Origin of the sequence: Roseateles sp. (genome assembly GCF_047654805.1) — a bacterium.
Lineage (GTDB): Bacteria > Pseudomonadota > Gammaproteobacteria > Burkholderiales > Burkholderiaceae_C > Pelomonas.
The window spans coordinates 4,146,203-4,160,560 of record NZ_JASGIV010000001.1 but is presented as its reverse complement, the minus strand read 5'-3'; the positions used below and the strand labels follow the sequence as shown (position 1 = coordinate 4,160,560).

Here is a 14,358-nt window from a genome sequence, read left to right as displayed (position 1 = left end):
ATGCGCGCCTCCTCTGTCCCGATCCCTGCCTCCGCCCCCAATGCCCCGCGCGGCGACTGGGGCACCGTGGGGCGCTTGCTGCCCTACCTCTGGCGCTACCGCTGGCGCGTCGGCCTGGCGCTGGCCTTCATGGTGGGCGCCAAGGTCAGCAACGTGGGCGTGCCGATCCTGCTCAAGCACCTCGTCGACAGCCTTGACCTCAAGCCAGGCGCGCCTCAGGCGCTGCTGGTCGTACCGCTGGGCCTGCTGCTGGCCTATGGCGCGCTTCGGCTCTCGACCTCACTGTTCACCGAGTTGCGCGAGCTGATCTTCGCCAAAGCCACCGAGGGCACGGCGCGTAGCATCTCGCTGCAGGTGTTCCGCCACCTGCACGAGCTCTCCCTGCGCTTCCACCTGGAGCGCCAGACCGGAGGCATGACGCGGGACATCGAGCGGGGCACCCGGGCCGTGCATTCGCTGATCAGCTATTCGCTCTACAGCATCGTGCCGACGCTGATCGAGGTGGTGCTGGTGCTGACGCTGCTGGGCGTCAAGTTCGACGCATGGTTCGCTGGCATTACCGTCGCGGCGCTGGCGGTCTACATCGGCTTCACCGTCGTCGTCACCGAGTGGCGTACCAAGTTCCGCAAGACGCTCAACGAGCTGGACTCGGTCGCGCACAGTCGCGCCATCGATTCGCTGCTGAACTACGAGACCGTCAAGTACTTCAACAACGAAGGCTTCGAGGCGGCGCGTTACGACGAGAGCCTGGAGCAGCTGCGCCGGGCCCAGCTCAAGAGCCAGACGACGCTGTCGCTGCTCAACACCGGCCAGCAACTCATCATCGCGACGGCCCTGGTGCTGATGCTGTGGCGGGCCACACAGGGCGTGGTGGACGGCCACATGAGCCTGGGCGACCTCGTCATGGTCAACGCCTTCATGATCCAGCTCTACATCCCGCTGAACTTCCTCGGTGTGATCTACCGAGAGATCAAGCAGGCTCTGACCGACATAGAGAAGCTGTTCCAACTGCTCGACCGCCAACGCGAGGTGGCCGATGCACCCGGTGCGACCGAGCTGCGGGTCGCCGGTGCCTGCGTCGTCTTCGATGACGTGCGCTTCGCCTACGACCCAGTGCGGCCCATCCTGCATGGTGTCAGCTTCGAGATCCCGGCAGGGAAGAAGGTGGCCGTCGTCGGCCCCAGCGGTTCTGGCAAGAGCACGCTGGCGCGGCTGCTCTACCGCTTCTACGACGTCGATGCGGGCAGTATCCGTGTTGACGGTCAGGATCTCCGTGCCGTCACGCAGGCCAGCCTGCGCAAGTCCATCGGCATCGTGCCCCAGGACACCGTGCTTTTCAACGACACCGTGGCCTACAACATCGCCTACGGCCGCCCCGGGGCGAGCCAGGCGGAGGTGGAGGACGCGGCACGTGCCGCGCACATTCATGCCTTCATCGCTGCCACTCCCTTGGGCTATGAAACCCGGGTCGGCGAGCGGGGCTTGAAGCTGTCGGGTGGCGAGAAGCAGCGCGTGGCGATCGCTCGCACGCTGCTGAAGAACCCGCCCATCCTCATCTTTGATGAAGCCACGTCAGCGTTGGACTCGACCAACGAGCGCGCCATCCAGGCCGAGCTGGAGGCCGTGGGCCAGGACAAGACGGTGCTCGTCATCGCACATCGTCTCTCCACCGTCGTCGACGCTCACGAGATCCTGGTACTGGAGCAGGGGCGCATCGTTGAGCGCGGCCGGCATGATGATCTGCTTGCGGCCAATGGCCGCTATGCCGAGATGTGGCGGCTTCAGCAGGCTGGCGAATGAACAGTCCCTGCACCAGCCGCCGGCGCTCTTCCCGCGACTGTTGCTGATCCGGCATTGCCAGGCAGCCTGGAGTCACCCTTTGCTGGGGTGGCGGAGCCGGTAGGGTGCGCATGCCCTCGGCCAGCATGCAGGGCGCCTCGCGGTCGTCAATCAGTGCACAGGCGACTACCCTCGGCCCTCGCTCAGTGCGGCTTCTTGGGTTTGTCGAAGCTCTTGGGGCGGTAGACGTTGCCGGTCCACTCACCGTCGATACGGCTGTCGCGCGCATCGTGCAGGGCCGACTCGCGAGCGCGCCGAATGACGCGCTCGGCCTCCAGCGCTGCGGCGCGCGTCTGGCGCTGGTGGCGACGCCAGAGAGTCGCACGGGCTGCCTGCGCCTGCACCCAGGTGACGATGCGGGCCAGGCCTGCATCCACCCGGGAGCGCGCGCGGTACGGCAGCGCCATGTGCACGCCCAAGGCGATGCACAGGGCGAGGCCGGTGGCGGCAAGTAGCGTATGGAGCATGGATCGAGTGTGAACCAAACCGGCGGCGGAGGCCACCTGCGTTGAGGGGATGGTTACGCTTTCCGTACGCCGTTTTGACGGATGGCCCACAGCGCCAGCATGGCGTCAGGAATCCTCCGGCTGGCCTCGTCGCGCTCGGCGGCGGAGCCTTCAAGCAGGCCGCCATCCTCGCCGCCCAGTGCCGCGACCGGTGCCAGCAGCCCGGCGGTGTCTGCATGCTCGAACCAGGGAGCCCAGGCTTCGGGCGCCAGGTCTACGGCCATCAGGAAGCCGGCCGCCCAGTCCTCGGCGTCGGCGTACTCGGTGTCTTCGTCCTCGCCGTCGGCAAAGCTGAAGATGGGCTCCCAGCCTTGTGGCCGCTGGGTCCAGGCGGTGGCGATGGAATGCAGATGGCGCAGCACCAGCATGATGACTTTCTTGCGTTGCTTGCCGCTGACGAAGGGAGCCGGGTCGACTGCACCATCGCCACCCCAGATGAGCGGTAGCCAGGTTTGTCCGGGCAGGCTGGAAAGCTCCCGCCCCGGCGTAAGCAAGAGGCCCGCGAGGTAGCCGTCCATGGCTTCGGCGTTCATGGCCGCATCGGTCGGCAGCGCGGCCAGCAGTTCGTCGAGGTCGCTGACCTCGTCGTCGGACAGCGGGCGGTTGTCGGAAGCTGGGTTGTAGTGGGGGTACTGCATGGGCGTCCTTTTCCGGCTTGCGGGTTCAGCCGTGGCGGCCGTGGCGGCTTTTTGGCTTCTTGCTGTCAAATTCGGCGATCTGGGCCTTCAGCAAAGCCATCAGCACGCGGGCGTTCTGCTCGGTCATCACGAGCAGACTGCTTGGTTCGATGCCGTCGATAGGTTCACGGTTCGACAGGAGCGCGTCGACCTTGAACAGGACTTGGCCGTGCACGTTGTTGGCGGCGGCCTTGAATTTCTGGATTTCGATCTGATGGGTCTTCATGGGGCGAGCCGGGCGGGTGTGTGGCCGGCAGACCGCCATCTTGCCATTCCGGGCGGCCGGACTTAACGTCGTGCATGGCAAGGCCTGCCCGATTGGAGATCGCTGGCGCCGTCTACCTGATCGGCGCGCACTGCCCGTTCGAGCGCGGGCAGCAGGCCTTTGTCGATGAAGCCGACCGCGCCGAGATGCGGGCCCTGCTGGCACAAGCGCTGCACCGGTTCGACGCCCAGGTACTGGCCTATGCCTTGCTGCCCGACCACTATCACCTGCTGCTGTTCACGCGCCGCGCCAATCTGTCGCAGCTGATGCGGCACGTGAACGGCGTCTACACCCAGCATTGCCAGCTTCGCCACGGTTTTCGTGGCCCGCTTTTTCAGGGGCGATTCCATGCGGTGCTGGTCGATCGCGAACGCTATCTGCTGGACGCGTGCCGCTATATCGACCTCAACCCGGTACGCCTGCGCCTGGCCCGTGGGGCTGCGGGCTGGCCGGGTTCCAGCTTCCGTGCGCTGGCCGGCATGGAGGAGGCACCCGACTGGCTGGATGTGGATGGCCTGCACACCCATCTGCTCGGCCGGCCGGCGACCACGCCCGCCCAGCACCGCCTGGCCGGTGAGCGTTACGCCCGCCTGGTGGCATCTGACCCCGGTCTGCAGCTGTGGCCGGGGCGGCTGCGCGAGCAGATCTTCCTGGGCGACGCCGACTTTGCCGCTCGCATGCGGGCCGCCGCCGCGGCGCCGCGGCGTGTGGCGCGCACCGGCTTTGCCGAGTGGCTCAGGCGTGCCGGTGGCATCCGCGAGCAGGCGCTATGGATGGCGCACGCCGAAGGTGGCATCGCCATGACGGAGTTGGCCGGCCAGATCGGCCTGTCGGTGTCGCGCGTCAGCCGCCTCATCGCCGCGGCTGAACGTGCGCGCTGACGGCGCGCCGGTCGTTTCGTTGCGCAGTATCAAGGCGCCAACGCACCGCCGGGGGCCCAATGGTGGCCATCGGAGCCGGCAAGGTCGGGAGGCGCATGAGTTCCAAGCAGTGGATGGTTGCGGCGGGCGCGGGCTTTTCACTGGCCGCAGCGGCGCTTTGGGGCTGGTGGCATGGCACCGCGGCGACGGCCTATACGGCCACGCGCACCGAGTTCGTGCAGACCATCGTCGCTAGCGGCCATGTGGAAACGCCGCACCGCATCGACATCGGTGCCCAGATCACCGCCAACGTGAATGCCGTTCCCGTGGCCGAGGGGCAGCGCGTCGCGCAGGGACAACTGCTCATCGAGTTGGACGACCGCGAGTTGCGGGCGGCGGTGGGCGCCGCTGAGGCTCAACTCGCCCAGGCGGAGGCGCGGTTGCGCCAGCTTGTGGAGGTGCAGGGGCCAGTGGCCGCGCTGGCCGCGCGCCAGGCCCAGGTCAGCCTGGATAACGCGCGTACCCAGCACCAGCGCCAGAGTGACCTGTTCCACCAGGGCTTCATCGGCCAGGCCGCGCTGGATGATGCTGTCAAGGTGCGCGATCTGGCCGAGGCGCAGTGGCGGGCCGCCGTCAAGCAGGCCGTCAGCCAGCAGCCCAGCGGCAGCGATTTTGCGTTGGCCCAGGCCAGCTTGGACGCTGCGCGCACGACGCTTCAGGCGGCGCATGTGCGTGAGAGCTATGCACGCATCGTGGCGCCGGCCGCCGGCGTGCTGATCGCGCGTGCCGTGGAGCCTGGCGAGCAGGTCGTGCCGGGGCGCACGCTGATGACGCTGTCGCCCGAGGGCCTGACCCAACTGGTCGTGCAGGTGGACGAGAAGAATCTGCGCCATCTCGCGCTGGGCCAGCCGGCACAGGCCAGCGCCGAGGCCTACCCCGAGCGGCGCTTCACGGCCCGGCTGGCCTATGTCAACCCCGGCATCAACGCGCAGACTGGCGCCGTCACGGCCAAGCTGGACGTGCCGCAGGCGCCCCCCGAGCTGCGGCAGGACATGACGGTGTCGGTCAACATCGAGGTGGCACGCCGTGCGCAGGCCCTGGTCGTGCCCAGCGACGCGGTGCACGAGCCCCATGGGGCGGGGCCCTGGGTGCTGCGTGTCGAGGCAGGTCGGGTGCGGCGCGTGGCGATCCAGGTCGGCGCAAGCGCCGGAGGCTGGACCGAGGTACTGGCCGGCTTGCAGCCTGGCGACCGGCTGCTGTCGGCTAGCGTCGTACTGCGTGACGGCGAGCGAGTACGCCTGCGAGGTGCTGCGTCATGAAGCGCTGGCAACCTTTCGAGTGGATCGTGGCGTTGCGCTTCCTGCGCGAGGGCCGCATGCAGACGGCCTTCATCGTTGGCGGCGTTGCTATCGGCGTGGCCGTCATCGTCTTCATGTCGGAGCTGCTGCTGGGGTTGCAGGGCAATTTCATCCGCCGCGTTCTGACCGGCCAGTCCCACATCCAGTTGCTGCCGCCCAAGGAGGCTGCGCGTTTGCTGCCGGCCGCCCCGGGTGACCTGGCTGCGGCCACCGTTCAGGCGCCGTTGCAGCGAGTGCGCTCCATCGATCAGTGGCCGGCCGTGCAGGACCAACTGCGCGCCATGCCCGATATCGCCATCGTGACGCCCACCGTCAGCGGCTCGGCCTTGCTGGCGCGCGGCGCGGCCAGCCGCTCCATCTCGGTCATTGGCGTCGACGCGGGCGACTACTTCCGCATCGTGCCGCTGGCTGACCAGATCACTCGTGGCGAGGCCCGACTGGGGCCGAACGACCTGCTGATTGGCGTCGACCTGGCAAGCGATCTCGGCGTGGCCGTAGGCGACAAGCTAGCGATCACGGCGCCCTCCGGAGCGCAGACCACGCTCAATGTCGCAGGCCTCTTCGACCTGGGCAACCGTGGCGCCAACCAGCGCACGACCTTCGCGGCGCTGCACACTGCCCAGAGCCTGATGGGCCTGCCAGGCGGCGCGACGAGCCTGGAAGTCACCGTTGTCGATGTCTGGGCCGCCGAGGCCGTCGCCCAGCGCATCACGGCGGCCACCGGCGTGGAGGCGGACAGCTGGATACGCAGCAACGCACAGTTCTTTTCCTCCATCAATGCGCAGACGACGGCTAACACGGCCATCCGCTTCTTCGTGGGCCTGTCGGTGGCCTCCGGCATTGCTGGCGTGCTGGTTGTATCAGTGGTGCAGCGCTCGCGGGAGATCGGAATCCTGCGCGCGATGGGGGTCACGCGCGGCCGGGTGCTGCGCGTGTTCCTGCTGCAGGGCTGCCTGCTGGGCTTGGGCGGTGCGCTGGCCGGTAGCGTGCTGGGCGCTCTTGCGCTGCTGCTGTGGACGCGGCTGGAGCGCAATCCCGACGGCACGCCGCTATGGCTTCTTGAGCTGCACCCGGCGCTGTTCATCAGTGCCGTGCTGCTGGCCGCGCTGACCGGACTGGCAGCTGCCGTGGCGCCGGCGCTGAGGGCGGCGCGGCTGGACCCGGTCGTGGCTATCCGTGGCTGATGTGAAGCCGCGCACCCCTGGCCTGCCGCGTCCGGCCACTTGCAGTGACGGCGATGCTTGCGGCATGGAGTCGCCGGCATGCTTGCGGTCCAGGCCGGCTCGTGGCAGCCCGGCGTCGGCCTCACCGAATCATGGTTTGACATGACGAAGCCCGTCGTCCAGCTCGTCGGCGTCCGCAAAGTCTTCAATGCCGGCACGCCCATGGAGAACGAAGTGCTGCACGGTATCGACCTTACGCTGCTGCCGGGCGAGTTCTGCGCTGTCATGGGCCCGTCGGGCTCGGGCAAGAGCACGCTGCTCAATCTGGTGGGCCTGCTGGACAGGCCCAGCGCGGGCCAGCTCTTCATCCAGGGCCTGGACACCGGTGCGCTGGACGACGCGGCGTTGACGCGGCTGCGCGGACGCAGCATCGGCTTCGTCTTCCAGTACCACCATCTGATTGCGGCCTTCAGCGCGCTGGAGAACGTCATGCTGCCCATGCTGGGCCAGCAGGGCTTCCCCGACGAGGCGATGCGAGCACGGGCCGCCGAACTGCTGGCGGCCGTGGGGTTGGCTGAATTCGCCGACCGGCCGGCCGACCGGCTCTCGGGTGGCCAGCAGCAGCGCGTGGCCGTGGCGCGCGCCCTGGCCATGCGCCCGCCGCTGTTGCTGGCCGACGAGCCCACTGGCAATCTCGACACCAAGAGCGCCGAGGCCGTGTTTGCGCTGCTGCGCCGTTTCGCCGCCGAGGCCGGCACGGCCGTGCTCTTCGTGACGCACAACCCCGAGCTGGCGGGCCGCTGCGACCGGCTCATCGAGGTTGTGGACGGCTGCGTGCGCTGAGCTGCTGCGATGCTTCAGAGCTGCTTGAAGCGGTGCGCGTAGCTGGGGCTGACCTCCAGCGTCTCCGGTCTGTCCTTCAGCGCGATGCTGAGCTTGCCGCTCAGCGAGCGGCCCACCGATTTGATGGCTCGCGCATTGACGATGGTGGAGCGATGCACCTGCCAGAAATGCTCGCCGTCAAGACGCGCGACCAGCTCCTTCAGAGGCAGCGAGATCAGTGCCTCCGAGTCGGCCGTGACTACGGCGACGTACTTGTGGTCTGCACGGAAGTAGGCCACGTCCTCAACCGTGATGAGTTGCAGCTCCCGGCCACGCTGCACCGTGATCCAGCGCAGCGGCTCCGCGACGGCGGCCGGCGCCATGCGCGCAGCCAGACCGCCGAGGTCGGCCGGAGGCAGGCTCAGGCGTTCCTTGAGGCGCAGCAGGGTCTTGGCCATGCGTGCCGGATCCAGTGGCTTGAGGAGGTATCCGACGGCACCTTCGTCGAAGGCTTGCACCGCATAACGCTCGTGGGCCGTGATGAAGACGACGTGGGCGCGGCGGCCCACGAGCTGGGCCACCTCCAGGCCCGAGAGGCCCGGCATCTGCACATCCAGGAAGCAGACCTGTGGCGCCAGTTGCTCCACGAAGCGCAGCGCCTCATGGCCGTCCCGCGCCATGCCGACGATCTGTGCCTGCGGCCATTGGCGCAGCAGCTCCTCGCGGATCTCGGCGGCCAGGAGGGCCTCGTCTTCGGCAATCAGGACTCTTGTCATGTCGATGCGGGCCAGGTCAGCCTGAACAGCGGCATATCTTCGGTGAACAGGGTTAGCGAGGCGGCATCGCCATGTACCGTGCGAAGCCGTCGGGCCAGTTCGGCCACGGGCACGCTGCCTGCGGCACGGCGGGTGCGTTCGGCGTCAGGCCCCAGGGCCTGCAGGCGCAGCTCGGCGCTGCCGGCGCCAGCATGCAGCGACAGGCTCCACAGCGTCGTGCCTTCGTCCAGCAACGGGCGCGCCAGCGGAAGCAGCACCATGGGCGCCAATGGCCAGTCCGGGGGCTCGGCCAGGCTGGCGAGATGCAGGCGCTCGGTGTGCTGCGCGTCGGTGCTGACGAGCCTGGCGTAGGCGCGCAGCGCGGCGATCTCGCGTGCCAGCGTCGACACCTGGGCCTCCACGTGCGGCTGCAACGCGCGCAGCAGCTCGATCAGCGCGGCCAGCCGCTGTTGCGCGCGCCACGGCTCGCACAGCAGCTCTGCGTCGATCGCGGCCAGGCGCTCGGACAGCATGGCCGGGTCTACGCGTGCCTGCAGGGCCAGCAGCTGCGTGGCCGCGAGCTGCCGTTCGCGCTGCGTGGCCGCGTCCTGCAGCGTGGCCAGCCGTGCCTGGGCCAGCCGCGAGAAGCGCATCTGCACATAGACCGCCACGCCCAGCCCGTGCCAGATCAATGTCGTGCTGGCCAGCGCAAAGTCGTTCTCCCAGGTCCACCAGTCCGCCTTGCCAAGCAGCGGGTAGAGGGCGGGAGCAATGACCCAGATGCCGCTGACGACAGTCGCAGCGGCAACACCGGGATAGGCTATCCAGGCCGGCAGCCGGCCTGCATCGACGAGGGCGTCGGCCAGGCGCAGCAGCAGCACGGCCGGCACTCCGAACTGCAGTACGTTGTAGGCCAGCGCGTTGAGGATGTCGGTGCTGGAGAAGTCGTTGCCCAGTGGCGTGCCATTGGCCACCAGCGTGCACGCACCCACCAGCACCATCCAGCCGGCGTCACTGGCCCGGAAGTTCAGGGCCATGGCAGCTGCACGCGGGCGATGAGGCCACGCGGCTGGTTCAGGTGCAGGCTCAGCCGCGCGCTGCCGCCGTAGGCGGCGGCCAACCGGGCGCGCAGCGTGGCCAGGCCGGTGCCGCTGCCGCTGCCGCTGCCCATGCCGGCGCCGGTGTCGGCGACCTCCAGCAGCAGTCGGTGGCCGCTCGGGTCCGGTCCGGCGCGCACATGGATGTCGCCCCCGTCCACCTGCGGTGCGATGCCATGCTTGATGGCGTTCTCGGCCAGCGTCAGTAGGCAGGTGGAGGGTACGACCACGTCGTCAAGCCCTGTTGCGATCTCGAAGTGCAGGCGCAGCCGGTCAGGCCCGATGCGGCGCTGGTGCAGGGCTAGGAAGGCTCGCACCAGCTCCAGCTCACGCGCGAGCGGCGCCTGGGCCTGGCGCAGCTCGGGCAGCGCGGCGGCCAGGTAAAGGCGCAGGTCGGCCAGCATTGCGTGCGCTGCACCGGCGTCAGTGCTGGCCAGGCGGCGCAGGTGGGCCAGCGTGTTGAAGAGGAAATGCGGTTCTACCTGGGCCTGTAGCAGTGCCGCCCGGGCGGCGTCGAGCTGGCGGGACTGATCCTGCTCGGCGCGACTGAGGCGCTCGGCGCGGGCCTCGCCCCGCCGGCCGCGCTGACGGTACTCCAGGCCCAGACAGATGCAGGCCGAGAAGGTCAGCAGGATTTGCACCGTGTAGGCCCCGACGTGGGCGTCTGGTGTGCCGAGGGCGTGCACCCTGCGGTTCAGCAGGGCGCCCAGCAGCGCCAGCCCGACGATTTGCAGCGCAAGCATCCAATTGCGCGTCGGCTGGTCGCGCGGTAGCAGGCCCTGGGTCAGGGCGGCGCCCAGCCACAGCATCCACAGCAGCTGCGCCAAGCCGAAGGCTCCACGCAGTGTCGAGTCGAGCTGGCAGTTGGCACCGTCGCCGTGCTGTATCCATAGTGCGCAACGCACCATGCCGGACAGCAGCAGCCCAAGCGCCAGCGCGAGGCTGATCGCGGCCGCCGCCACGAGGCTGCGCCAGTGCAGGGGGGCGAAGCGCGAGGCAGAGGGCATCCGGAGGAGGTCGCTCAACGGGGGGAGATCGGTGGAGTTTGGCCGGCTTGCGTCGGCGCGGCCGCGACAGAGGACGGCACGTAGTCGGCGAAGCGGATGTTAAGGATGTAGCGCTGCGGCGTGCCGCCGCGACATTCCAGCGCCTGCATGGCGGTGCGTACCGGGGCACGGTAGAGGCGCGAGCCGGTCATCGCCAGCAGCCGGGGGCGGCCGTCGGAGTCGACCTCGAACTCCACACGTACCTCGCCTTCATGCACGATGCGCTGCTTGGCACTGGCCAGGTATTCGGTCAGCTGCTCGCCGGCCTCGGGGCAGGCGGCGGGGGTGGCGAAGGCGGCCGGGGCGGCGGCGAGCAACAGCAGGGACAGCAGCTTTTTCATGGTGTTCTCCGGGTTTGCGATGGCGCAAAGTTAGAGATCGATGCGCGGCCGGTCACCTGTCGCCGGATGAAGCCCGCAGATGGTCCGACGAAGCCGCTGCAGGGGCCGACGGCGCGAGGGATCCCATGACTTCCGGCAGAGGCTGCGGCCTAGCCGGCGGGGGCGCTAAGCTGCCGGCCTGCGAAGAAGCCTGAGAGATTCGTGCTGCGACGTCCTGCCTTTGTTCAGGCCCTGCTGGGCCGCCCCTGGTTGCTGGCCCTGCTGGGCCTGCCCCTCGTTGTGGCCCTCGTCGGCGCCATCGTTGCGCTGTTCCTGTGGCAGCAGCTGCCGGCGCTGGACGTGCTGACCGACTACCAGCCGCATCAGCCATTGCGCGTGATGAGCGCCGATGGCCAACTGCTGGGTGAGTTCGGTGCGGAGCGGCGCCGCTTCGTGCCGCTGAAGGACATTCCCAAACCGTTGCAGGACGCGCTGCTGGCCGTGGAAGATGCCGATTTCTACGAGCACTCCGGCCTGGACTTCGGCGGCATCCTGCGCGCGATGTTCCGCAACCTGACGCACCGCGGCCCGCTGCACGGTGCGTCGACGATCACGCAGCAGCTCGCCCGCGACACCTACCTGAGCAAGGAGCAGCGCTGGTCGCGCAAGATCGTCGAGGCCTTGCTGGCCATCAAGATGGAGCGCGCGCTGACCAAGGAGCAGATTCTTGAGATCTACATGAACCAGATCTTCCTTGGCAACCGCGCCTACGGCTTCGCGGCGGCGTCCGAGCGCTACTACGGCAAGCCGCTGGACCAGCTCAACACAGCCGAGATCGCGTTGCTGGTGGGCTTGCCCAAGAACCCGATGGGCTTCAACCCGGTGCAGAACCTGGGGCGGGCCAAGCGCCGTCAGGCAGTGGTGCTGGAGCGGCTGGCGTCTGTGGGGCTCATCACCGCCGAGCAGGCCAAGGCGGCGCGCGAGCAGCCCCTGGACATTCAGCGCCCCAAGCGCCTGGCCGGCATCGCTGACCACGCCGCTGAGCAGGTGCGCCAGGAGATGCTGACCCGTTTCGGTGAGGATGCCTACACCCGGGGCCTGACTGTCACCACCACGCTGCTCTACGCCGAGCAGGCCGCCGCGCAGGAGGCGCTGCGCCATGCCCTCTTCGAGCTGGAGCGCCGCCAGCCATTCCGCGGCCCGGAGGCGACCGTGGAGCTGCCCGCGGGCGACGACCTTGACGAGGCGCTGGATGCCGCCTTCGACGCCCATCCCGACCTCGGCGAGCTGCGCACCGCCGTGCTGCTGGGGCTGGACAAGACCACTGCCCAGCTGGTGCTGGGTGACGGCGAGCGCATCACCCTCAAGGGTTCTGCCATGCGACAACTCCAGAATCTCAAGCGCGGCGCGGTGCTGCGCGTGTTGGAGTCGGGCAAGCAGTGGCAGATCAGCCAGACGCCGCAGGCCGAAGGTGCCGTCGTCACGCTGGACCCGGTCACCGGCGCCATCCGCGCTCTGGTCGGCGGCTTCGACTTCACGCGCAACCAGTTCAACTCCGCCACCCAGGCTTGGCGCCAGCCGGGCTCGGCCTTCAAGCCCTTCATCTACTCGGCGCTGATCGAGCAGGGCGCCTGGGCCGGCACACTGGTCAGTGACCAGCCCTTCGAGCAGGGGGATTGGACGCCGCGCAACTATGACGGCCAGTACGAGGAGGCGCTGACGCTGCGCGAGGCCCTGGCCAGGTCCAAGAACATGGTCACCATCCGCGTCGCCCAGGCGCTAGGGCCGGAGCGCGCTCGGGCCTGGGCCGGGCGCTTCGGCCTGGACGAGGCCAAGCAGCCGCTGAACTTGACCATCGCACTGGGCACCGGTTCGGTGACGCCGCTGCAGATGGCTCAGGCCTATGCTGCCTTCGCCAACCAGGGTCAACTGCCCACAGGCTGGCTGATCCAGCGTGTCCAGGACGCCCAAGGGGAGGTCGTCTGGAAGGCCGATCCGCCCAAGCCCCGCCCCGCTATCAGCGCGCGCAATGCTTTCATGACCTCGCAGCTGCTGGCCGCCGTCGCTCGCGAGGGCACGGCTGCGCGCGCTAGCGCCTTGCTGGGCCGCTGGGACCTCTACGGCAAGACGGGCACCACCAACGATGCCGTCGATGCCTGGTTCTGCGGCTTCCAGGCCACGCGGGCCGGTGCGGTGTGGATCGGTTATCCGACGCCCAAGTCGCTGGGTGAACGCGAGAGCGGTGGCGGCCTGGCCCTGCCCGTCTGGGCCGCGACCATGGCCGTCGCGCTCAAGGGCCAGCCCAACACGCAAATCGAACCTCCCGCCGAGGGCCTGGTCCAGCAGGACGGCAATTGGTTCTATTCGGAGTTCGCGGGCGACCTAGCCATCGCTCGCATCGGCCTGCCCGCCGTGGCCGCTGACGACGCTGCCTCAGCGCCCGAGGCAGGCAGCTCGGAGCCGCAGCGCGGTCATTGAGCGGCGATCGAGCGGTCGTCGGCCTGCTACTGGCCGGCCGGCGGCTCCCACAGCTCGATCTTGTTGCCGTCGGGGTCCAGAACCCAGCCGAACTTGCCGTATTCCGAGTCCTGCGGCTCGCCGACCACCTCACAACCCTCGGCGCGCAGCGCCTGGATCAGCCCGTGCAGGTCGGCCACGCGGTAGTTCACCATGAAGGGCGCTGTGCTGGGCGCGAAGTATTCGCTGTCGGCCTTGAAGGCCGTCCAGACTGTCGTGCCGACGCCGCTGGGGTTATCCGGCGTGGCCCAGCTGAAGGCGGCGCCGCCCCAGGGTTGGATGTCCACGCCCAGATGGACGCGGTACCACTCGGCCAGGGCCGCGGGGTCGCCGGACTTGAAGAAAATGCCGCCGATGCCGGTCACGCGTTTCATGGGAGCCTCCTGAAGTGGCGCGGCGCTATTCCATCACGCGGAGCGGCCTGCCGGCCGTTAGCCACAACGCGAACAGCAGCTCGCCGAAGAAAGCCGGCAGGAGCACCGTCGGGAACAGCCACTTCGCGATGTCCGGCGCCAGCAGCAGTGCGAAGCTGTTGAGCAGATAGGCCAGGCCTGCCAGCACCAGCAGTCCGCCCAGCAGGCGGGGCAGTACGCCGCTCGCCGCGATCAGTGCACCTCGAATGACACAGGCGAAGCCGAAGAAGATCAGGCCGATGCCGAAGCCTTGCCCATGCAGATGTACGGCCAACATCGCCAGCGCCTCGCGCTGGCCCGGCGGGAAGGCGCTGGTTGCCAGCAGTTCCAGCGGTGCAAGCAGCTGCACGCGGTTGCCGACCAGCACGGCCGTCTGCACGAGGTTGAGGCCGGTGGCCGTCAGCGCCAGTGTCTCGTTGACGGGCCGCAGCAGCCGCCACAGCACGACGATGACCGGCAGGTCCAGCACCTGCATCAGCAGGTCGGCCAGGATGCCCAGGCGCCACAGCTGCGGATGGGCGGCGATGCGCTGCGCCGTCGCTGCGGCGTCGCCAGCCACGACCAGCTGGCCGCGCACGAAGAGCTCGCTCCAGAGACCCAGGGCGATGATGGCCAAGTAGCACAGGCCGGCGGCGCGGAGCTCGCGACGCCCGATGTGGGAAGCGATGGAGGGCATGGAGCGATGGTGCGCGACAGGACGCAACGTCGGTAACAGTTTCT

At 68.7% G+C, this 14,358-nt stretch carries 15 protein-coding genes; 6 read left to right on the top strand and 9 right to left on the bottom strand.

From position 1 onward, the window contains the following. Positions 1-1,800: an ABCB family ABC transporter ATP-binding protein/permease gene (locus QM732_RS18880; RefSeq protein ID WP_415657636.1), complete on the top strand. Its 1,800-nt coding sequence runs from the start codon at positions 1-3 to the stop codon at positions 1,798-1,800. A 182-nt stretch (positions 1,801-1,982) separates the two neighbouring features. Here the strand turns inward: QM732_RS18880 and QM732_RS18875 are convergent, their stop codons facing one another. The 3 genes from QM732_RS18875 to QM732_RS18865 are packed head-to-tail and all read right to left on the bottom strand — an operon-like array spanning position 1,983 to position 3,248. Further along, positions 1,983-2,306 (bottom strand): hypothetical protein, encoded by a 324-nt coding sequence (locus tag QM732_RS18875; protein WP_415657635.1) that lies wholly within the window; start codon positions 2,304-2,306, stop codon positions 1,983-1,985. Positions 2,307-2,359: 53 nt separating this feature from the next. Then, positions 2,360-2,983: a UPF0149 family protein gene (locus QM732_RS18870; RefSeq protein ID WP_415657634.1), complete on the bottom strand. Its 624-nt coding sequence runs from the start codon at positions 2,981-2,983 to the stop codon at positions 2,360-2,362. Positions 2,984-3,008: 25 nt separating this feature from the next. Continuing rightward, positions 3,009-3,248 carry a hypothetical protein gene (locus QM732_RS18865; protein ID WP_415657633.1) on the bottom strand — a complete coding sequence of 80 codons (240 nt, stop codon included), beginning with the start codon at positions 3,246-3,248 and terminating at the stop codon, positions 3,009-3,011. A 74-nt stretch (positions 3,249-3,322) separates the two neighbouring features. Here QM732_RS18865 and QM732_RS18860 point away from each other — a divergent pair, with 74 nt between their 5' ends. The 4 genes from QM732_RS18860 to QM732_RS18845 all read left to right on the top strand — a co-directional run bounded on the left by QM732_RS18860 (position 3,323) and on the right by QM732_RS18845 (position 7,511). Continuing rightward, on the top strand, positions 3,323-4,168 hold the full coding sequence (locus QM732_RS18860) for a transposase (RefSeq protein WP_415657632.1): 846 nt from the start codon (positions 3,323-3,325) through the stop codon (positions 4,166-4,168). 95 nt (positions 4,169-4,263) lie between these two features. Next, positions 4,264-5,466, top strand: coding sequence for an efflux RND transporter periplasmic adaptor subunit (locus QM732_RS18855; protein ID WP_415657631.1), 1,203 nt, complete (start codon positions 4,264-4,266; stop codon positions 5,464-5,466). Next, positions 5,463-6,689: an ABC transporter permease gene (locus QM732_RS18850; protein ID WP_415657630.1), complete on the top strand. Its 1,227-nt coding sequence runs from the start codon at positions 5,463-5,465 to the stop codon at positions 6,687-6,689. Before QM732_RS18855 ends, QM732_RS18850 begins: the two co-directional genes overlap by 4 nt. Before the next feature lie 141 nt (positions 6,690-6,830). Then, complete coding sequence (locus QM732_RS18845; RefSeq protein WP_415657629.1) at positions 6,831-7,511, top strand: ABC transporter ATP-binding protein; 681 nt, start codon at positions 6,831-6,833, stop codon at positions 7,509-7,511. A gap of 14 nt (positions 7,512-7,525) precedes the next feature. On the opposite strand, the gene QM732_RS18840 is transcribed toward QM732_RS18845, so the two are convergent. From QM732_RS18840 to QM732_RS18825, 4 genes are read right to left on the bottom strand one after another with little or no spacing between them, the layout of a single operon-like run. Then, positions 7,526-8,266 carry a LytR/AlgR family response regulator transcription factor gene (locus QM732_RS18840; RefSeq protein WP_415657628.1) on the bottom strand — a complete coding sequence of 247 codons (741 nt, stop codon included), beginning with the start codon at positions 8,264-8,266 and terminating at the stop codon, positions 7,526-7,528. After that, a complete protein-coding gene (locus tag QM732_RS18835; protein WP_415657627.1) occupies positions 8,263-9,282 on the bottom strand; it encodes a hypothetical protein in 1,020 nt (339 codons plus the stop codon). The genes QM732_RS18840 and QM732_RS18835 overlap by 4 nt, the downstream gene beginning before the upstream one ends. Next, positions 9,273-10,349: a sensor histidine kinase gene (locus QM732_RS18830; RefSeq protein ID WP_415657626.1), complete on the bottom strand. Its 1,077-nt coding sequence runs from the start codon at positions 10,347-10,349 to the stop codon at positions 9,273-9,275. The genes QM732_RS18835 and QM732_RS18830 overlap by 10 nt, the downstream gene beginning before the upstream one ends. A gap of 14 nt (positions 10,350-10,363) precedes the next feature. Beyond that, complete coding sequence (locus tag QM732_RS18825) at positions 10,364-10,729, bottom strand: hypothetical protein (RefSeq protein ID WP_415657625.1); 366 nt, start codon at positions 10,727-10,729, stop codon at positions 10,364-10,366. Between the two features lie 201 nt (positions 10,730-10,930). Here QM732_RS18825 and QM732_RS18820 point away from each other — a divergent pair, with 201 nt between their 5' ends. After that, complete coding sequence (locus tag QM732_RS18820) at positions 10,931-13,186, top strand: penicillin-binding protein 1A (protein ID WP_415657624.1); 2,256 nt, start codon at positions 10,931-10,933, stop codon at positions 13,184-13,186. A 26-nt stretch (positions 13,187-13,212) separates the two neighbouring features. On the opposite strand, the gene QM732_RS18815 is transcribed toward QM732_RS18820, so the two are convergent. Both QM732_RS18815 and QM732_RS18810 read right to left on the bottom strand, forming a co-directional pair. Next, complete coding sequence (locus QM732_RS18815) at positions 13,213-13,599, bottom strand: VOC family protein (RefSeq protein WP_415657623.1); 387 nt, start codon at positions 13,597-13,599, stop codon at positions 13,213-13,215. Between the two features lie 25 nt (positions 13,600-13,624). Further along, a complete protein-coding gene (locus QM732_RS18810; protein ID WP_415657622.1) occupies positions 13,625-14,314 on the bottom strand; it encodes a DUF4386 domain-containing protein in 690 nt (229 codons plus the stop codon). Positions 14,315-14,358 lie beyond the last annotated feature (44 nt).